General features: G+C 60.6%; 17 protein-coding genes and 1 pseudogene. 11 read left to right on the plus strand and 7 right to left on the minus strand.

The features are described 5' to 3' along the window. Window positions 1-75: 75 nt before the first annotated feature. From ACRTG1_RS22265 to ACRTG1_RS22275, 3 genes are read left to right on the plus strand one after another with little or no spacing between them, the layout of a single operon-like run. Window positions 76-1,002, plus strand: a complete 927-nt coding sequence (locus ACRTG1_RS22265; RefSeq protein WP_432517259.1) for a 2-dehydro-3-deoxygalactonokinase — start codon at window positions 76-78, stop codon at window positions 1,000-1,002. Then, entirely contained in the window at window positions 999-1,643 is a 645-nt protein-coding gene (locus ACRTG1_RS22270; RefSeq protein ID WP_224873247.1) for a 2-dehydro-3-deoxy-6-phosphogalactonate aldolase, read from the plus strand. Before ACRTG1_RS22265 ends, ACRTG1_RS22270 begins: the two co-directional genes overlap by 4 nt. Before the next feature lie 3 nt (window positions 1,644-1,646). After that, window positions 1,647-2,162, plus strand: coding sequence for a DUF3291 domain-containing protein (locus ACRTG1_RS22275; RefSeq protein ID WP_432517260.1), 516 nt, complete (start codon window positions 1,647-1,649; stop codon window positions 2,160-2,162). A 57-nt stretch (window positions 2,163-2,219) separates the two neighbouring features. Here ACRTG1_RS22275 and ACRTG1_RS22280 read toward each other — a convergent pair whose 3' ends face one another. The 6 genes and pseudogenes from ACRTG1_RS22280 to ACRTG1_RS22305 all read right to left on the minus strand — a co-directional run bounded on the left by ACRTG1_RS22280 (window position 2,220) and on the right by ACRTG1_RS22305 (window position 8,085). Further along, entirely contained in the window at window positions 2,220-2,567 is a 348-nt protein-coding gene (locus ACRTG1_RS22280) for an ankyrin repeat domain-containing protein (RefSeq protein WP_206547546.1), read from the minus strand. A gap of 454 nt (window positions 2,568-3,021) precedes the next feature. After that, window positions 3,022-4,704, minus strand: coding sequence for an alpha/beta hydrolase family protein (locus tag ACRTG1_RS22285; RefSeq protein ID WP_432517261.1), 1,683 nt, complete (start codon window positions 4,702-4,704; stop codon window positions 3,022-3,024). 336 nt (window positions 4,705-5,040) lie between these two features. Beyond that, window positions 5,041-5,973: pseudogene (locus ACRTG1_RS22290) on the minus strand (IS30 family transposase); the annotation flags it as partial. Between the two features lie 147 nt (window positions 5,974-6,120). Further along, window positions 6,121-6,531: a DUF2177 family protein gene (locus ACRTG1_RS22295; RefSeq protein ID WP_432517263.1), complete on the minus strand. Its 411-nt coding sequence runs from the start codon at window positions 6,529-6,531 to the stop codon at window positions 6,121-6,123. A gap of 31 nt (window positions 6,532-6,562) precedes the next feature. Beyond that, entirely contained in the window at window positions 6,563-7,258 is a 696-nt protein-coding gene (locus ACRTG1_RS22300; protein ID WP_432517265.1) for a ChrR family anti-sigma-E factor, read from the minus strand. Then, entirely contained in the window at window positions 7,255-8,085 is an 831-nt protein-coding gene (locus ACRTG1_RS22305; RefSeq protein WP_432517267.1) for a sigma-70 family RNA polymerase sigma factor, read from the minus strand. The genes ACRTG1_RS22300 and ACRTG1_RS22305 overlap by 4 nt, the downstream gene beginning before the upstream one ends. Here ACRTG1_RS22305 and ACRTG1_RS22310 point away from each other — a divergent pair. From ACRTG1_RS22310 to ACRTG1_RS22320, 3 genes are read left to right on the plus strand one after another with little or no spacing between them, the layout of a single operon-like run. Then, window positions 8,050-9,402, plus strand: coding sequence for an NAD(P)/FAD-dependent oxidoreductase (locus tag ACRTG1_RS22310; RefSeq protein ID WP_206552548.1), 1,353 nt, complete (start codon window positions 8,050-8,052; stop codon window positions 9,400-9,402). The two genes, ACRTG1_RS22305 and ACRTG1_RS22310, sit on opposite strands and share 36 nt — an antisense overlap. Next, window positions 9,399-10,205, plus strand: coding sequence for a DUF1365 domain-containing protein (locus ACRTG1_RS22315; protein ID WP_206545287.1), 807 nt, complete (start codon window positions 9,399-9,401; stop codon window positions 10,203-10,205). Before ACRTG1_RS22310 ends, ACRTG1_RS22315 begins: the two co-directional genes overlap by 4 nt. Next, window positions 10,192-11,409 (plus strand): class I SAM-dependent methyltransferase, encoded by a 1,218-nt coding sequence (locus ACRTG1_RS22320; RefSeq protein ID WP_432517270.1) that lies wholly within the window; start codon window positions 10,192-10,194, stop codon window positions 11,407-11,409. The genes ACRTG1_RS22315 and ACRTG1_RS22320 overlap by 14 nt, the downstream gene beginning before the upstream one ends. A 15-nt stretch (window positions 11,410-11,424) precedes the next feature. Here ACRTG1_RS22320 and ACRTG1_RS22325 read toward each other — a convergent pair whose 3' ends face one another. Continuing rightward, window positions 11,425-12,198 carry an SDR family NAD(P)-dependent oxidoreductase gene (locus ACRTG1_RS22325; RefSeq protein WP_432517272.1) on the minus strand — a complete coding sequence of 258 codons (774 nt, stop codon included), beginning with the start codon at window positions 12,196-12,198 and terminating at the stop codon, window positions 11,425-11,427. Window positions 12,199-12,453: 255 nt separating this feature from the next. Here ACRTG1_RS22325 and ACRTG1_RS22330 point away from each other — a divergent pair, with 255 nt between their 5' ends. From ACRTG1_RS22330 to ACRTG1_RS22350, 5 genes are read left to right on the plus strand one after another with little or no spacing between them, the layout of a single operon-like run. Continuing rightward, on the plus strand, window positions 12,454-13,938 hold the full coding sequence (locus ACRTG1_RS22330) for a M81 family metallopeptidase (protein ID WP_432517274.1): 1,485 nt from the start codon (window positions 12,454-12,456) through the stop codon (window positions 13,936-13,938). Continuing rightward, window positions 13,935-15,050, plus strand: coding sequence for a C4-dicarboxylate TRAP transporter substrate-binding protein (locus ACRTG1_RS22335; RefSeq protein ID WP_206552553.1), 1,116 nt, complete (start codon window positions 13,935-13,937; stop codon window positions 15,048-15,050). Before ACRTG1_RS22330 ends, ACRTG1_RS22335 begins: the two co-directional genes overlap by 4 nt. Window positions 15,051-15,109: 59 nt before the next feature. Further along, window positions 15,110-15,625: a TRAP transporter small permease subunit gene (locus tag ACRTG1_RS22340; RefSeq protein WP_206545292.1), complete on the plus strand. Its 516-nt coding sequence runs from the start codon at window positions 15,110-15,112 to the stop codon at window positions 15,623-15,625. Between the two features lie 9 nt (window positions 15,626-15,634). Next, a complete protein-coding gene (locus ACRTG1_RS22345) occupies window positions 15,635-16,939 on the plus strand; it encodes a TRAP transporter large permease (RefSeq protein ID WP_432517276.1) in 1,305 nt (434 codons plus the stop codon). 4 nt (window positions 16,940-16,943) lie between these two features. Continuing rightward, entirely contained in the window at window positions 16,944-17,828 is an 885-nt protein-coding gene (locus ACRTG1_RS22350; RefSeq protein ID WP_206545294.1) for a MurR/RpiR family transcriptional regulator, read from the plus strand. Window positions 17,829-17,832: the final 4 nt, after the last annotated feature.

The following is a 17,832-nucleotide window of genomic DNA, read 5'->3' on the forward strand; positions in this document are numbered from 1 at the left end:
CTCTTCATCAAAACCGTCTGGCCCGGTATTGAGAAACCGGTCGACCGTTCGTCGGCGTCGTACCGGGGAGGGGTAATGACACAAACTCTCGCGCCTTTTTGCGCTGCCGTTGACTGGGGCACCAGCAGCTTTCGCCTGTGGCTTCTGGATGAAGCAGGCGCCGTTCTGGCCGAGAGCCGAAGCGGCGAGGGGATGATGCACTGCGCTTCGGGCGCGGGGTTTCAGCCCGTTCTTGACGCCCATCTTGCAAAGGCCGGAGCACCCGCAGACCTGCCTGTCGTGATCTGCGGCATGGCCGGGGCGCGTCAGGGCTGGCTGGAAGCGCCCTACGTGCCCGCGCCGGCCGCACTCTCCGAACTGCCGTTCAACGCCGCGCGGATCGCAGACGCCACTGCCGACATTCGCATTCTGCCCGGCATTTCGCTCAATGACGCATCTTCCCCGAACGTCATGCGCGGCGAGGAAACGCAATTGCTGGGCACCGTCGAGGCGCTTGGCAGCGCTCTCGTCTGCATGCCGGGCACCCACAGCAAATGGGTGCGCGTGGAGGCAGGCGCGGTCACCCGTTTCAGCACCTTCATGACGGGGGAGCTGTTTTCCGTTCTCACCCGGCACGCCATTCTGCAACACGCGGTGGATGCCGAAAGCGTGGTGAAAAGCGATGACGCGGCGTTTCTTGCCGCACTCGAGCGCGCCATCGCCCAGCCCGATGCGAGCCTGTCCGGCCTCTTCGGCGTCCGCGCTGCACAGCTTCTGGGCTATGAGCCACGCGACGACGGGGCCGCACATCTTTCCGGCCTCCTGATCGGCGGTGAAGTGGCCGCAGCCCGCTCGCTCTATGGTGCGGATGCCGCTGTCACGCTCATTGCCTCCGGCGGCGTGTCGGCCCTTTATGAGACAGCGCTTGCGCGCGCCGGCTTTACCGTGACGCTGATCGATGCGGAAACCGCTTCGCGCAACGGGCTTTACCGTTCTGCGCGCCAGATCTGGGATGTGAAATGATGGATGTTTTAGACAAGAACTGGCCCGGAACGAACCGCGCGCTTGTCGCGATCCTGCGTGGCATTCGCCCCCCGGAAGTCGTGCCCATGACCGAAATGCTGATCGAAGAGGGCATCACCTCCATCGAGGTTCCGCTGAACTCGCCGGATCCCTTCAGATCCATCGAGGCGGCGCTCGCAGCAGCCGGGAAGAGGGCGCTGATTGGCGCCGGGACGGTGCTTGATGTCGAAGATGTCGACCGGCTTGCCGATATGGGCGCAAAGCTCGTTGTGAGCCCGAACACGGACGCGGATGTGATCCGCCGCACTGTCGAGCGCGGGCTCGTCTCCATGCCGGGCGTCTTCACGCCCTCCGAGGCGCTTCTGGCCCACAAATGTGGTGCCACGGCGCTCAAATTCTTTCCGGCGTCCGCGCTTGGCGTATCGGGCATTGCCGCCGTCAAGGCGATCCTGCCCGCCGATGCGACCGTCTGTGCAGTGGGGGGCGTTTCGGACGCCACCATAAAGGATTATGTCCGCATCGGAGTGCGCGCCTTCGGTCTCGCCACAGGGCTCTACAGGCCCGGCGACAGCGTCGAAACCGTCCGCCAGAAGGCGCGTTCCACCGTCGCGGCCTACGATGCGGCGCTCGCGGACGCGTGAGGAATGCCGCTCGCGCTCTACACGTTCGGTGTGTTTTCCAAACCGGCGGATGATCCGGCCAATGATGGCTTTCACCGGCGGAATGATCCCATATTCGAGCTGGTCGATCAGGCCGAGGGGCTGATTGCACGCTCCGGCTATGCATCGGATCCCGGCCCCTTGTCCTGGGGCGAGGAGGTCTATCCGCGTTTCTACGAGGAGAGGGGGGATGGATGGTCTCCGGCCACGCTGTCCTTATGGACAGACATGGAAGCGCTCTTCTCCTTCACCTATTTCGGGCTTCACGCCGAGGCGCTCAGGCGTGGCCGGGATTGGTTTGAAAAGCCGCAGTGGCCACCGCTGGCGATGTGGTGGCATCACGAAGAAGCCTATCCAGACTGGGCCGAAGCCGTGCGGCGGCATGCGTATCTGCACGAGCATGGCCCGACGCCCGTGGCCTTCACCTTCAAACAGCCATTCGATGAAAAGGGTTTGCCGGTGAAGCTCGACAAGGCGCGCATTCAGGCGCTTCGCCCTTAGGGACGATGAGACCGCGCCGGGTGAAAAATCCATCCGGCGCATGTCAGTCAGATCAAATCAGGGCCGCAGTTCCTTCGCGCCCTTGTCAGTCAGCATCTTCGCGATCTCGTCATTGCCATTCGCGTTTGCGCGCACGAGCGGCGAATAGCCTTCGAAATCACGCGCATTGACGTCCGCGCCATTGTCGATGAGAAATTTGGCGAGCTCTTTATTGCCAACCATGCTCGCCAGATGCAGCGGCGTGTAGCCGTCCAGCTTCGCCGTGACGAGAGCCGGATCGCTCTGCATGGCCTTGATCGCTTCGGCATTCTTGCCAGTCCAGATCAGGTCACTGAGCGCCGCGTCGGCGGCGAGCGCCGGCCCGGAAAGACTGACCGCAATCAGGAAGGCTGAGACGAATTTCATGAGAATCTCCAGAACGTGACGAAAGCCACGTCTTAGGCCGCCGGCCAGTCGAATGAAACTGCATATCGAGCAGCACATAGGACGGGCCCAGATATACGCCGAGGACCAACCTGGCTTTGCTTGAGGGCTGCCTGATGGAACGGTCGCAGATGATCGTCTGGAGCGCCCTTGGCCCAGCGGTAGTCGCCAGTCAGGTTGATGTGCAACCGGCCGATTGCCGATTTTGGGAATACGTGGCGCGAAGCGAAAGCCGAGGGCGCTCCCGAGCCGAACCAGGCCGCGAGTAGCATGCGTTGCTGAGCATCGACGAGACAGTCTGGCGCGAGAGGCTGGGGAAAGAGATGGAGCGCATCCCTGTGAGCCTCCGCCAACGTGATCATTTCGTATTGGTCCGCGAGTGCTTTTGCGTTCTCTTTGTACCCCTGCGTTCCGGGCATCTGCAACTCTTTATCTATCAGCTGTGATGCTCTGACAGCCAGTCGCCTACGCAAGCCACAAACGCGCGCATATTATGCGGGTTCGCAAGGACATGGCCTTCGCCCGCCAGGCGCAGCAACCGCGCATCCTTACCGGAATATTCCATCGCACTCATGAACTCTTCGGCCTGCGATATCGGCACGTAGTCTAGGTCACCATGTACGAGGAGCGCGGGGATATTCATGGCGTCGACCCCGAATAGGGGGCTGTGCTCCACATATGTATCCAGCTGGCGCCAAGGCGGACCGGAAAGCTTGAAGACGCTTTCGTACAGACTCGACATGTATGTGAAGTCGTCTCCGTACCGCGACCGAACGTCTATTTCTCCGTGGAGCGATATGAGGTTCGTTGGTGCGGAACAGGCAATCACACTGCGGAATAGGTTGGTTCTAGTCGCTATCAGGAGCGCAGCCCATCCTCCCAAGCTGTGACCTAGAACATGGACGTTCGACCCATCGATATTTCGATGTTCGACCAGATTTTCCACGCAGCGCGAAACCGCGACTTCAATTTGTGATGCAACACCGCCCGCAGGAACTTCGGACAGATCGACCTCGGGCCGGACAATCGCGAATCCCATCGAAGCGAGAAGGTAGGGGTTTAAGCTGGAAATGTTGTTGATGTTACGGAACCGTGTTCGATCCTCCCTGACGAGATATCCAGGATAGATACTAAGAACGACCGGCTTGCGCCCGTTACCATCACACTGCTCAATGAGAATGTAGCGGTCTTTCGCGCTTCCATTTCCCCCGAACTCGACGATCTCATTCGAGAACGGGCCACGGTTGATCAGGAATTCGTCCGCGCGGTAGACCACCACATCGCCGCCGCCCCCAGTATTGAGGATTACGAACGTTCCGTTTTCGCCGGAACGGCATAGAATTCGACTTTCGCCATAAACGCCATCGGCTATCAGTTCGCCGGTCTGTGCATCGTCTTCCAGCGACCTTTCGGGTTCGAAGGGTATCTGCCGCTCGCGGCACCCGAAGGCCGCTACGCCCGCTGGGGCAGTGGTGATATCTAGATGCTCTCGTACCTCGCCGGATCGGACATCGACCGTAGCTAATGTGCCCACAGGAAACCCACGGTCGCCTTGCAGGGTGCGAACCAACCCCGCGGTCGCACGCGCCCCCTTCCATGCGTCGGGCCAGTCCGACAAAACTGCTCTGGCGCTGGCTGTTTCAGAAACAACCCCGACCGACTTTGTTCCAGGCTCCAGCAGCTCGCAAATGATCGTCTGTTGATCCAGCCACGCGACCGGTGACATGCCTGGACGAAGCCATATCTCGCGATCGGAAACGGTCCTGACGTCGCCGGTATTGGGATCGCCGACGGCCAAACGCACCCATTCCCCGTTTGTTATGCAAAAAGCAAGTTGTTCGCAGTTGAGCGACCAGCGAGGGGAGAATGCGCCTACCCCATCATCCAGATTGAACTGTAGTTCCGTCTGATCCCTGATATTGATGCACCGCATCACGCCTCTTTCGTTTCCGTCCAGAAACGGGACAGAAAATACAGACGCGCTTTCCAGTGGTTTTCGCACCGATATGGCGACCATTCCGAGCCGATCACTTACGTCGAACTGCTTTCCATAGAAGGTGCTGAAAGAATTGATCCGCAAAATATCTTCAATTGTTAGGCTTCCCCTCCCATTCTTCACGAAACCCCTCCCGTCTAGGTAATTTCATATTATTCGTAAAATAATAAATAAAAAGCAATTATATTATATTGTTGGTTGTAACTATATTTCTATGTAGAGTTTCGTATATTTTTCAGTTTATAGAATTTAAAATTGACAGGCAATTGGGTATATATTTATTTGCGATTTTTTAATATGATAAGTTTTGCGGCATTTTATTTTTAATAATATTAAATTTCACGTTTTTATCTTCTCGCCAGCGGGCAATTTTTAACATACCCGCATAGCACTCCTTCTTGTTTGTGAATGTGGGTTCCACCCGAAGCGCGACTTTGTAGCAGGGGCAGGCTATCGCGTTCATCGCCTTGCCGCCAAGACCTTCTGGCGGAACACTTCCGCCGGCGTTCTGAAGCCCAGACACTTGCGCGGCGTTGCGTTGAGGTGAGCGCAAACTTGATGCAGATCCCGGTCGTCGATCGACAACGGGTTGGTGTCTCTCGAGAGCCATCTGCGGGCACGGCGGTTGGTATTCTCCACGGTGCCTTTCTGCCAGGGCGACTGCGGATCACAGAACCAGATCTCAACGCCGAGCCCGGCTTGCAGGTACGGCCAGTCGGTAAATTCGGTGCCACGGTCGAAGGTGATTGAGCGCCGTGCCGCATGGGGAAGGGGACCGAGCGCATCGATGAGCCCATCCATAATTGGTTTCGATTGGCGATCGTTGTTGCGCAGGAAGACGGTAAAGCGGCTGACGCGTTCGACCAGTGACGTCACGTTGGCCTTGCCGAATTTCTTGCGGAATTGGATCAGGTCGCACTCCCAGTGGCCGAGTTGCTTTCTGTCCCGAACGACGTCCGGACGGTGCAAAATGCTCAATTCCGGGCTGAACCGACGGCCATGACGGCGCCTGGCATGTCTCGGCCGACGTCGGGCGCGGCTCTCTGGCAGATAGCGCCACAGCTTGATCTCCTGACCATCGCCCGAATAGGCAAAGCGGTAGATCGTCTCGTGGCAGACGCGGACACTTCTTCTCTCATAAGCCAATCGACCGGCGATCTGCCCGGGCGACCAGCCATGCTTGATCCGCTCGATGATCGCAGCCCGAAGCCTCGGATGCCGGACGAGCTTGCGATGGCGGCTGCGGCGCTCCTTCGCTTTGCCATTCGCCGCGACGCAGAAATAGCCGGTCAGCTCGGGCATTTCGGCGTCTTCGAATTTGTTGCGCGCAAGCTCTCGGAAAATCGTTGAGCGATGACGGCCGAGCTTCTCGGCAATGACGTCAACGGCGACGATCGAGTTGGGAGTAGGTGCGCTTCATAGTGTTTCCTTGCATACGATAACCGATTGATACCGCTGCAAAGTCGCACTTCAAACTTGAACCCACCCAACCACACACAAAGATCGCATAAGATAGATTATGGAACTATTGTGTGTCGATCAGCCAGCAGAACCAATGATGCGTGCGGTCGCCAGATAGCCGGCCCAGGCCGAAACGCCGGTCAGAACCGTGCCCCAGGCAATGTCGACGAAGGTCACCGCAATCGACCAGTTCTTCACGGTCGCAAGGTTCGTCATGTCATAGGTGCCGTAAGCGATGAGCCCCAGAATGGCGCCGGCGAAAAGCGCGCTGGCCGCGCTGCCATTGTTCAGCGATGGCGCGACGGCGAAATAGACGATACCCGCCACATAGACGCAATAGAACAGTCCGGCAGCGACGAGATTGGGCTGGTCCAGCAAAAGACGTCCCATGCGCTCGCGGTAGAAGCCCGTGGCGACGCGTGACAGCCAGATGTAATCCAGCCCGAAGAACACAAGCGCTGTTGCGACATAGGCCACGAGATAGCTCATTCGATCTCTTTCTCCGTTTGTCCGTCGATTGTCAGATTCCGATAATTGGCTGCACGGCGCGCACCAGCCAGCTGCGGAATTTCAATGGCGCGTCCGTCACGGCCAGGCAGATGCAGTCTTCGCCTTCGGTGGCGATGGGCTGGTGCTGCAGCGTCTCGTCTGCTTCCTCGAAGTCGCCACGCGCAAAGAGATCGTCTCCGTCGTGAAAACTGCCGGAAAGAACGAGGGTCAGCTCCCTGCCCCTGTGGCCGTGTTCTGGCACCGGCTTGCCAGCCGGAATGCGCAGAAGTCGCACGCGCGCCGTACCGTCATCGGTCTCGATGGGCAGATGATACGCACCGCGACCGAGCGGCCGCCATTTCACCGTATCCACGTCGCCGCCCACATAAGAGCGTAATGGTTCTGGCAGAACCATCTGCCCGGCTTGCGAAGAAGCCTTCGCCTTCACGGGCCGTTCAGCGTCCGGCGTATGCGCCCTGTCGGCGGCAAGCCGCTTTCTGAGGCTTTCCCAGGACGCGCTTTCGTCGCTGGCCGCTTCCTGCGTTGCCTCTTCATCCATTGGCTCGGCAATGAGCGCGCCGCCCGTCATTTCCATCACGGCCAGACGCCGGCGGCATGACGGGCAAAGCGCCAGATGCGTGGCGACAGCAATGCGCCAGCCTTCCGAAAGCTGGCCGGTTGCATAATCGAGAAGAAGCTCTTCGCTGATATGGTGCTGGATGCTCATGATCTGTCTCCCAGCGTCGCTCGCAGTCGATTGAACGCCAGACGAATGCGTGATTTCACGGTTCCCAGTGGCAGGTCGAGGCGCTTGGCGATCTCGCTGTGGGAAGCCTCGTCGAAAAATGCAAGATCGAGCAGCCTGCGTTGCTCGGGCGGCAGCTCTTCAAGTGCCGCATGGAGACGCCGCTCGTCATCGCGGGCCTCCATTGTCTGATCGGCCGTCGGGTCTGCGTCGGGCACGAAAGCCGGATCGTTCGGGTCGAAATCCGGCCTCTTGGAGCGACGGTAGCTATCGATGCGCAGATTGCGCGCAATGGTGAAAATCCAGGTGGCCGCGTTGCCTTTGTCGGCGTCGAACTGTGCCGCTTTGCGCCACACCGTCATCATGGTTTCCTGCATCAGCTCCTCGGCTGCCTGCGGGTCCCGCACGAGACGCATCATATATGCGCGCACCCGCGGCCCGAAGGCGCGGAAAACCTGTTCAAAGGCCTCCATATCGCCATCGCTGCCGATCCTGGCGATGAGATCAGCCATCTCTGCCCTGGGCTCGGTATCCGTCGTCTTGGTCATCTCGCCCCGATTCACGGCGCGGCGGCGCTTCCGCGTCGCAGAGCCGGAGAACATTAAAAGCGCCTGTCGCACAGGCTTTGTCGGGCCGATTTCAAGGTTCATGCCCGCCACTACGCGATCTAGCGCGCTCCGGATCACAGCAAACAAAAAAATGTCATGCCGGCAAATCCAGTCGCGCTTTGCTTGCGTATCTGAGTTCAAAGAGACGTCAAAAGGAAAAATCCGGTGCTCAACCAAGTTCGCCCAGCCAGCAGAGGCCATGTTGCTGTCATCGGAAGTGGTATTTCGGGCCTGTCGGCCGCCTGGCTCCTTTCGCGGTCGCGCCGGGTCACGCTTTACGAGGCAGATGCCCGCCCGGGCGGTCATGCCAACACGGTGGATGTTCCTTCCGAGACCGGTCCGATAGCGGTCGATACGGGGTTCATTGTCTACAATGACCGTAATTATCCCGAACTCGTCTCACTCTTTGATCACTTAAGCGTTCCGACACTGCCGTCGGACATGTCGTTCGCCGCGTCTCTGGATGGTGGACGTTTTGAATATTCCGGTTCCGGTCTGCGCGGTCTTCTGGGACAGAAGGCAAATGTGGTGCGCCCGCGTTTCTGGCGGATGCTGGCCGATGTTCTTCGGTTCTACCGCGAGGCCCCTTCCCTCCTGATCGAACGCAAACATGCCGATGAAACCCTCGGCTCCTATCTCAGGCTTTCCGGCTACAGCGAAGGCTTCATCAACGATCATCTCCTGCCCATGGGCGCAGCCATCTGGTCGACAACGTCTGAGGAGATGCGTGAATACCCACTGCATGCCTTCATCAGCTTCTTCGAACGGCACGGGCTTCTCTCGCTGTCGGATCGCCCGCGCTGGCGCACAGTGGCGGGCGGCAGCCGCACCTATGTGCGCCGGCTCCTTGACGATTTTGACGGCGAGTTGCGGCTTTCCACGCCGGTTGCAAACGTTCGACGGCTTAAGCATGGCGTGGAGGTCACAGACACGTCGGGTCATAAAGAACGGTTTGACGATGTCGTAATCGCAACGCATGCCGATCAGGCACTCAAGTTTCTGGAGGATGCGAGCGAGACGGAGCACCGGCTCCTGAGCGCCTTCTCCTACACGCCGAACACGGCTGTCCTGCACAAGAACACGGATCTCATGCCGAAACGGCAAAGCGTCTGGTCGAGCTGGAACTATATCGAGCGCGACAGGAAGGCCGGCAACCGTCAGCTTTGCGTCACTTACTGGATGAACCGGCTCCAGAACATCGACCCCGCTCATCCGCTTTTCGTCACGCTCAATCCTTCGCAGGATATTCCGGACGAAGACGTGATTCAGGCGTTCGACTACACGCATCCGCTCTTCAACCACGCGGCTCTTTCGGCGCAGAAGCAACTCTGGCAGTTGCAGGGAAACCGCAACACGTGGTTTTGCGGTGCCTATTTCGGCAGCGGCTTCCACGAAGACGGCATCCGCGCCGGTCTTGGCGCTGCCGAGCTTCTGGCCGGCATCGCCGCGCCGTGGAAAAGTGGCAGGGCGGACGCCGCCGCCGCAAGGCGGGACGAAGCGCTTGTGGCAGCCGAATGAGCTGGAACTCCGCCATATACCGGGGTGAGGTGGTCCATGTGCGCCACCGGCCGCGCGTTCATCGGCTGCGCTACCGCGTGTTCGCACTGGATCTTGATCTGGACGAACTGCCGCGCCTGTCGAAGGCGCTCCGGTTTTTCGGCTACAACCGCCCTGCTCTCTTTTCGTTCCGCGACAGCGACCATGGAGATGGTCTTGCGGGCGGCCTGCGCCGCTGGGTGGATGCGCGCATCGCCGAGGCCGGGTTCGATCCCGCTTCCATGCGGGTCAGCGTTCTTTGTTATCCGCGCATTCTCGGCTATGTGTTCAATCCCCTCACCGTCTATTTCTGCCGCGACGAAAGAGGCGCGGTGCAGCTCGTTCTCTACGAGGTCTGCAACACGTTCAACGAGCGCCACACCTATGTGATCCCGGCCTCCGATACGGGCAGGCCCAGCATTCGCCATTCCTGCGACAAGGCGCTTTATGTCTCGCCATTCCTCTCGATGGATTGCCGCTATGATTTCCGCATCGCTCCGCCGGGTGATGAAGTCATGGTCTCGATCAGCGAGAGTGAGGCGCGCGAAAAGGTGCTTTTCGCTTCCTTTTCCGGCAAGCGCCAGACGCTGACCGACGGGGCGCTCATCCGCCTCTTCTTCAGCCATCCGCTGATGACCCTGAAGGTCACCGGAGCCATTCATTTCGAGGCGCTTCGCCTCTGGCTGAAGGGCGTTCCATTTCACCGCCATCGGCCCGCCGACACCCCTGTCGCCAAAACACTGGTCGCCCCCAATCCCAAGGTGCAACAGCATGAGCCACATTGAGAACGTTTCCGGCCTCTCCACCCAGATCGACGGCGCGCTCTGGCAGCGCATCGTGTGCCGCTGGGCTGATGCGATCACCATTGGCCGGATCACCCTGCGCTTTCCCGATGGCCAGACCTACACCGCTGCCGGAGAAAAACCGGGTCCGGCTGCCGCCCTGCGTTTCAACACCGGTCGCGGTTTCATGCAGATCCTTTCCGGCGGCAGCACGGGTTTTGCAAAGGCCTATCTCGACGGGCACGTAGACACGCCCGATCTTGATGCGATCATGGAGCTGGCGCTTGCCAATGAAAACCGCTGGCAGAATGTGCTCGACACGTCGAAGCTCGTCTCCCGGCTGGATTTCATCCGGCATCGCCTGCGGCGCAATTCACGCAGCGGCAGCCGGCGCAACATCGCCTATCACTATGATCTGGGCAACGCGTTCTATCGGCTCTGGCTCGATGACACGATGACCTATTCCTCGGCCCTTTACGAGGACGGACAGACGGATCTGGAACAGGCGCAGATCGCGAAATATGACCGCATTCTGGAGCGGCTCGGGATCGGGCCGGATGACCGTGTTCTGGAGATCGGCTGCGGCTGGGGCGGCTTTGCCGAACATGCGATCCGCAAGACCGGCTGCCATGTGACCGGACTGACGCTTTCCACCGAACAGGCAGATTATGCACGCGCCCGGCTGTCTGATGCCGGGTTGTCGGAGAAGGCCGACATTCGATTGCAGGACTACCGCGACTGTCAGGGCCGGTTCACAAAAATCGTGTCCATCGAGATGTTCGAGGCGGTGGGCGAGGAAAACTGGCCGCTCTATTTCAGCCGCGTGCGTGATCTGCTGGTCGAAGACGGCCGTGCGCTTCTGCAGGTCATCACGATTGATGAAACCCGCTTCGACCATTACCGCCGCAATGCGGATTTCATCCAGAAATACATCTTTCCAGGCGGCATGCTCCCCTCGCCTGCAGCCTTCATACATGCGGCCGGAACCGCCGGAATGGCGGTGGTTGACGAACTCCGCTTCGGTCCCGATTACGCGACCACGCTCGCCGAATGGGAGACACGCTTCCGCGCGTCCTGGGAGAAGATAGAAGCGCTCGGCTTCGATGAGCGCTTCTATCGCATGTGGCTCTATTATCTCGCTTATTGCCGGACTGGCTTCCGCACCGGCCGCATCGATGTGGTCCAGTTCGAGCTTGTGAAACCGTGAGGCGCGCGGTGCGCCTTACGCAGTTTCCTGCGCGCGCACCAGCTTTCTCGTGATCGCAAACCTGAGGCCTGCCGGAAGTGCGTGAAGGAGCTTCACCGCGAGCTTCATCTTCCATGGAAAGATGATCTCGTAGCGGCGGTCAGTAAGCCCGCGTTCAATGTGTTCTGCGGCCTCGTCGGCCGAAATCATGAACGGCATTGGAAAATCGTTGCGCGCCGTCAGCGGCGTGTCGACGAAACCGGGATTGATGATGCTGAGCAAAACATTCCGGCGCTCGGCTTCGGGCTTCATCGCTTCACACAGATTGTTCAGCGCGGCCTTGGTCGCGCCATAGGTTGCCCCGCCCGGAAGCCCGGTATAACCGGCGACCGAGGCCATGATGGCGATCTGCCCCCGGCCCCGCCGCATCATTGCCTGAAGCACCGGATCGAGCGCATTGCACGCCCCTTGCAGATTGACCGATATCATTCTGGCGGCGGTTTCTGCGCTGAAACCGAACGCGCCATCCCGCGTATAGGTGCCCGCCCCCAGAACGGCCATGTCCACGGGCCCGAGCGCTTCTTCGATGGCCTCGAACACGGCGCGTGTTTCATCCATCTCTGTCACGTCGAGCGGATACGGGTGAATGCTCTCCGGGACTTCTTTTGCGAGATTGAGGAGCGCCTCTTCACTGCGCGCGCTTGCCGCCACGCGCCAGCCCGATTTGGCCAGTCGCAGGGCAAGCGCGCGTCCGATGCCGGAACTGGCGCCGGTGATCCAGACGAGACGGTTTGCGGAAATTTCGCTCATTTTCACTCGTTCTCCTGCGCTTTTGTCACAAAACACTACGAGAATCGGCGAAAAGTGGATCACCACACGCGGGTTCAAAAAATGTCGGTGACACACCCGACCTTCGCGTGGCGATTATGCAGAAAACCCAGCAATTGCAGGCGTTTGCGCTGTGGTCCACAGGCGAACCGGAAACACGCCGGCTAAGCTTGACAAAACAAATGCGCTATTTTCTTATTAAAAGAACATTTGTTTCATATTTCCATTGGAAACGACATGCGCATAGGCGTCGCCCGGCTCTGGCACGAGGCAAACTCATTCTCAGTCTGCGAAACCCGTCTGGAGCAGTTTCAGGCCCGCGAATGGGTCCGCGGCGAAGAAGCTCGCGAACTCTACCGGGACACGTCCACGGAACCGGGCGGTGTGCTCGCCTGGGCCGAGCAGCGCGAAAACGTCGAGCTGGTCTTCTCCCGTTGCGCATCAGCGGCTCCGGCCGGCCCGGTCGATCAGGCGCTGCTTGACCGGTTGACGAAGGAAATCGTCGAAGACGCATCGCTGGACGGTATCGACGGGCTCTACCTCTCGCTTCACGGCGCATGCATCGGAACCACGGATCTCGATCCGGAGCTGACGCTTGTCAAAGCCCTGCGCCAGCGCTTTCCGGATCTGCCGATTGCGGCCTCCTTCGACATGCATGCCTGCATCGCGCCTGAACTGGCCGATATGCTGAACGCGGCAACCATCTATCGCACCTACCCGCATGTGGACATGGCCGAGACCGCGCAGGCAGCACTCGACATGCTTGCCCGCATGGTCGAAGGCGGGCTGAAGCCCCGCGTGATCCTGCGCCGGATCGGGCGCATTCTTCCGAGCTTCAACATGCGCACCGACGGGCCGGGCCCGATGCGTGACATCGAGGCGAAGGCGCAGATCCTTGCGCCGGATGCTGCCGCCGCGCCCTTCCCCGCAGCCTACCCCTATGCAAGCTTTGCCTATGCGGATGTGCCCGTCGCAGATGCCGGCGTTCTGGTGACCTGTCTCGACGAAGCCGAAGGCTCCGCACTGGCGGACGAGGTTGCGGCTTTCATGCTGTCGCAGCAGGCCCGCTTTCAGCCGGATCTGCCATCGGCGCATGAGGCGCTCGCGGCCTGTCCGTGGGCGAGCGGCGCGCGCGTCGCGTTTCTGGAACCTTCTGACAATCCGCTTTCCGGCGGCATTGGCGATACGCCGGGTCTGTTTGCAGCGGCTCTGGAAGCCGATCTGCCGGAAGGCAGCGTCTTCGCGTTTTTCTGCGATCCCGATCTGGTGACAAAAGCCCATGAGGCGGGTGCCGGGGCGACGCTTGAAGTCTCGCTGGGAGGACGGCTTGACGACCGGTTCGGCGAACCGCTGCGTTGCATGGCCAAGGTGCTCTGCGTGACCGATGGCCGTTTTCGCAATGAAGACGCGATGGAACGCGGCATGCCGGTGGACCTCGGCCCGACCGCACTGATCGGCGTGAACGGTCTGCGGGTGATCCTCACCACGGGCTGCCAGTCGCCTAACGACACGGCCTATTTCCGCCTTCACGGCATCGATATCGACACGGTGCCCGTGCTTCTCGCCAAGGCGAAAAACCATTTCCGCGCTGCTTTCGGCAGCCGGTTTGACGTCATCCAGTCCTGCGAAACGCTGGGGCCAGCCATGGCTGACGTTTCACAACTGCCCTTCCGAAATGTGCCTCGGGAGCGCTTCAACCTGAAAGAACAGAGGGAAACATGAAGAAGACAATTACTGCCGCCCTGCTCGGCCTTGCCGCAAGCTCCGTCAGCGCCGCTGCCATCGAACTCACCGTCAGCTCCTGGGTCGCGCCGTCGCATCCGACGATCTTTGCTGGCTATGAAACCTACTTCCCGGCCGTGGCCAAGGCCTCCGGCGGTGATGTGACCTTCAACCTGGTTTCCGGCGGCGCTCTGCTGGGCGGCAAGGAAACGCTGACCGGTCTTGGCGACGGCGTTGCCGATGCATCCGTTCTGGCGCTGACCTACAACCCGGCCCAGCTGCCGACCAGCCAGCTCGTTGCGGAACTCGCCATGCTGAGCGGCGATTCACTGGCCGTTGCCGCTGCCGTGACCGAGTTCACGCTGCTCAACTGCGCGCCCTGCGTTGACGAATTTTCCAAGCAGAACGTCGTTTACACCGGCAGCTACGCGACGGCGCCCTATGCGCTGATCAGCAAGGAAGACGTGACCCAGACCGGCGACGTGGCCGGCAAGCGCATCCGTTCGCCCGGTGGCGCATGGGATCGCTGGATCGGCGAGGCCGGCGCGACCGTCGTGCACACCTCCAGCTCGGAAATGTACGAGGCGCTGGACAAGGGCGTGATCGACATCGCCATGCAGCCTGCCGCTTCGCTGAAGACGCATTCGCTCTGGGATGTGGCCGACACGATCACGCTGGGCAGCTTCGGCGTCTACAATTCCGGTCCGCTGCTTGCGTTCAACAAGGACGCGTGGATGGAGCTGAGCGCTGAAAACCGTCGCGTTCTGCTCGACGAGATGGCTGACGCCATCGTCGCGACCACCGAAGCCTATGTGGCGCAGAACGAAGACGCCAAGGCAGAAGCCGCCGACCACGGCATGAAGGTTCTCGACAAGCCGGAAGCGCTGGAGACGGAAATTGCCGCCTTCAACAGCCAGGACATCGCCTCCATCGTCGAGAAGGCGCAGGACGTCTACGGCGTCGAGAATGCGCAAGCGCTGATCGAGAGCTACCAGGCATCGCTTGCCAAATGGGAAGAGATCACGGCTTCCGGTCTTTCCGGCGAGGCGTTTGCCGAGCGCATGAAGACCGAGATCTTCGACAAGCTTTCGGAAAACGAATACGGCCTTTGAGCCGGTCGCGGCGGCGCTTCATGAGCGCCGCCCCTTCTCTCTGACACGCCGGATATTCCATGCAACAAATCGATGTCTTCCTGGGCAGGCTGGGGCGTCTTCTCGCGCTTACGGCAAGCCTTTGCCTCGTCGTCATGATGTTCCAGATCTGCCTTGATGTTGGCGGGCGTTACCTCTTTGGCAAGCCCATGCCCTCAACGCTCGAGATCGTCTCGGACTGGTGGATGCCGGCGCTGATCTTCCTGCCTCTGCTCAATGTGGAATGGCGCAACGAAAACATTGCCGTCGACCTGTTCTACCAGGGGCTCGGACCCCGTGCGCAGGCCGTGCTTGATGCGATCGCCCTTGTGTGTTTCGGCGTGTTCCTCGCGCTCATCGCCTATGCCGGTTTCGAGCAGGCCATGCGCGCCTATCGGCAAGGCGAGTTCATCATCGGCATGATCCCCGTCATCACCTGGCCGCCCCGTTTCTTCCTGCCGGTGGCGGGCTTCCTGACGGCCCTTCTATGCTTTGTCCGGGCCGTGCGCGCCGTTGGCCGCGCCGCTTCGACCAAAGCCGAAACCAGCGACATCTAGGGGCCTATCGTGGATAGCATCACACTCGTCTACTGGGCGCTTGGCGCGCTCATGATCCTTCTGGCGCTGCGCGTTCCCGTTGCGGCAGCCCTTGGCCTCGTCGCCATTGTCGGCATGTATATTCTGGTTGGCGAGCGGGCCACCTGGGGCGTTCTTCGCTCGGTTCCGCATGCCTTTGCCGCACACTGGAGCCTGAGCGCCATCCCCATGTTCCTGTTCATGGGCTATGTCTGCTTCTCCGCCGGTCTGACCGACGGTCTGTTCCGCGTGGCGCGGGCCTGGCTGAACTTCCTGCCGGGCGGCCTTGCCATCTCGTCGGTTGGTGGTGCAGCACTCTTTTCGTCCGTTACCGGCTCCTCCGTTGCCTGTGCGGCGGCCATGGGCAAGATTGCCGTGCCGGCCATGCTCGACCGTGGCTATGACGCGAAGCTTGCCGTTGGCACCATTGCGGCTGCCGGCACCATGGGCTCGCTCATTCCGCCGAGCACGATCCTGCTGCTTTACGCCGTCTTTGCCGAAGTGCCGGTCAGCGAACTGTTCATCGGCGCGGTCATTCCGGGGCTTATCACTGCGCTCATGTATGCGCTGATGATCCTGATGCGGGTGAAGTACAATCCGTCTCTGGCTCCGCGCGAGAAGAGCGTCGACTGGCGTGAGCGCTTTCTGGCGCTCGGCGAGACCTGGCCGCTCTTCCTGCTTGTCATCACGGTTTTCGGCGGCATCTTTGCCGGTCTCTTCTCGGCGACGGAAGCGGGTGCCATCGGCGCGCTGGCGGCCATCGCCATCGGTTTCGCCAAGCGCACGCTCTCGTGGCAGTCGCTGAAAGACGCCGCGTTCGAGACCATCCGCTCCACCTCGGCCATCTTCCTGATCGCCGTGGCCGCAGCGCTGCTCACCCGCCTTTTCGCCTTCGCCGGCTTCCCCGATTACGTTCAGGGTCTCATCGGCGAGGACATGTCGCCGCTGCTCATCATCATCGCCGTCTCGCTGATCTATCTGGTTCTGGGCATGTTCCTCGACCCGATCGGCGTGATGCTTCTGACGCTTCCCGTTCTGCTGCCGATCTTCGAGACGGCGGACATCAGCCTCATCTATGCGGGTGTGATGATCACCAAATATCTGGAGATCGGTCTCATCACGCCACCGGTCGGGCTCAATGTGTTCGTGATCAAGAATGTCGTGGCGGACAGGGTGTCGATCAGCGACGTCTTCCGCGGCGTGGGCTGGTTCCTGCTTGCCGATGTGGTGACGGTGGCCATACTCATAGCCTTCCCGGCGACCGTTCTGTGGTTGCCCAGCCTGATAAGCGGGTGACACCATGACCGAGGCCCCTACCCTTGAAGCCCTGAGCCAGCGGATGATTGCCGAGATCGATGCATTGCCGCGTCGACTGGCCGATGGCGCACGCTATCTGATCGATCATCCCGACGATGTGGTGCTGCTCTCCATGCGCGAGATCGCCACACGCGCCGGCATTGCGCCGGCGACGCTGGTGCGGCTGGCGCGCACGCTGGGCTTTGCCGACTGGTCGGAACTGCGGGCGGTCTACGCCAACAGTTTCCGCACCGGCCCGGCCCGCTATGCCGACAAGGCGGTGGCAGCCGTGCAGCAGGACAAGGGCGCGGGGCTTCTCAGCGAAACGTTTCGCGCGCAGGAGGCGAGCCTCGCCTTTGCGCTCGAAAGCAATGCGCTTGAGGACATCACGGCGGCGGCGCGCACGCTCGCCCATGCCGAGCGCATCTATGTGGCCGCCTTCATGAGTTGCCGGGGACCGGGCCTCACCTTCACCTATCTTTGCAAGATGCTGCGCCCGAACGTGGAGTTTCTCGGCAGCGAAGGCTCATCGCTGGTGGCCGACCTTTCCATGCTCACCGAGCGCGATGCGGTTCTCTCGATCAACTTCCAGCCCTATGCGCGCGAAATCGACATGGTGGCCGAGGCTGTCGCAAAGTCGGGTGCAAGCCTGATCAGCCTGGCCGACAGCCGCGCCACGCCGCTTCAACCGCACGCCTCCACCTGCCTACTGTTCTCCGCAGAGAGCCCGTCCTTCTTCCCCTCCGTTATTTCCGCCGTCGGCGTTGTCGAGGGGCTTGCAGCGGCCATGCTGACCGAGCTGCAGGACACGGCCATGGAGCGGATCGGCCACATCGAAGAACAGCTTTACACATCCGGTTCCTACCACGCGCACCGTCGTGCGCGATAACAGA

It is taken from the genome of Nitratireductor sp. PBL-C9, assembly GCF_050877045.1.
GTDB lineage: Bacteria > Pseudomonadota > Alphaproteobacteria > Rhizobiales > Rhizobiaceae > Nitratireductor > Nitratireductor aquimarinus.

Excerpts from the sequence above, each read along its gene's own strand:
- ACRTG1_RS22265 (WP_432517259.1), top strand. The coding sequence starts at position 76 with ATGACACAAACTCTCGCGCCTTTTTGCGCTGCCGTTGACTGGGGCACC.
- ACRTG1_RS22270 (WP_224873247.1), top strand. The coding sequence starts at position 999 with ATGATGGATGTTTTAGACAAGAACTGGCCCGGAACGAACCGCGCGCTT.
- ACRTG1_RS22275 (WP_432517260.1), top strand. The coding sequence starts at position 1,647 with ATGCCGCTCGCGCTCTACACGTTCGGTGTGTTTTCCAAACCGGCGGAT.
- ACRTG1_RS22280 (WP_206547546.1), bottom strand. The coding sequence starts at position 2,567 with ATGAAATTCGTCTCAGCCTTCCTGATTGCGGTCAGTCTTTCCGGGCCG.
- ACRTG1_RS22295 (WP_432517263.1), bottom strand. The coding sequence starts at position 6,531 with ATGAGCTATCTCGTGGCCTATGTCGCAACAGCGCTTGTGTTCTTCGGG.
- ACRTG1_RS22300 (WP_432517265.1), bottom strand. The coding sequence starts at position 7,258 with ATGAGCATCCAGCACCATATCAGCGAAGAGCTTCTTCTCGATTATGCA.
- ACRTG1_RS22305 (WP_432517267.1), bottom strand. The coding sequence starts at position 8,085 with ATGGCCTCTGCTGGCTGGGCGAACTTGGTTGAGCACCGGATTTTTCCT.
- ACRTG1_RS22315 (WP_206545287.1), top strand. The coding sequence starts at position 9,399 with ATGAGCTGGAACTCCGCCATATACCGGGGTGAGGTGGTCCATGTGCGC.
- ACRTG1_RS22320 (WP_432517270.1), top strand. The coding sequence starts at position 10,192 with ATGAGCCACATTGAGAACGTTTCCGGCCTCTCCACCCAGATCGACGGC.
- ACRTG1_RS22325 (WP_432517272.1), bottom strand. The coding sequence starts at position 12,198 with ATGAGCGAAATTTCCGCAAACCGTCTCGTCTGGATCACCGGCGCCAGT.
- ACRTG1_RS22330 (WP_432517274.1), top strand. The coding sequence starts at position 12,454 with ATGCGCATAGGCGTCGCCCGGCTCTGGCACGAGGCAAACTCATTCTCA.
- ACRTG1_RS22335 (WP_206552553.1), top strand. The coding sequence starts at position 13,935 with ATGAAGAAGACAATTACTGCCGCCCTGCTCGGCCTTGCCGCAAGCTCC.
- ACRTG1_RS22340 (WP_206545292.1), top strand. The coding sequence starts at position 15,110 with ATGCAACAAATCGATGTCTTCCTGGGCAGGCTGGGGCGTCTTCTCGCG.
- ACRTG1_RS22350 (WP_206545294.1), top strand. The coding sequence starts at position 16,944 with ATGACCGAGGCCCCTACCCTTGAAGCCCTGAGCCAGCGGATGATTGCC.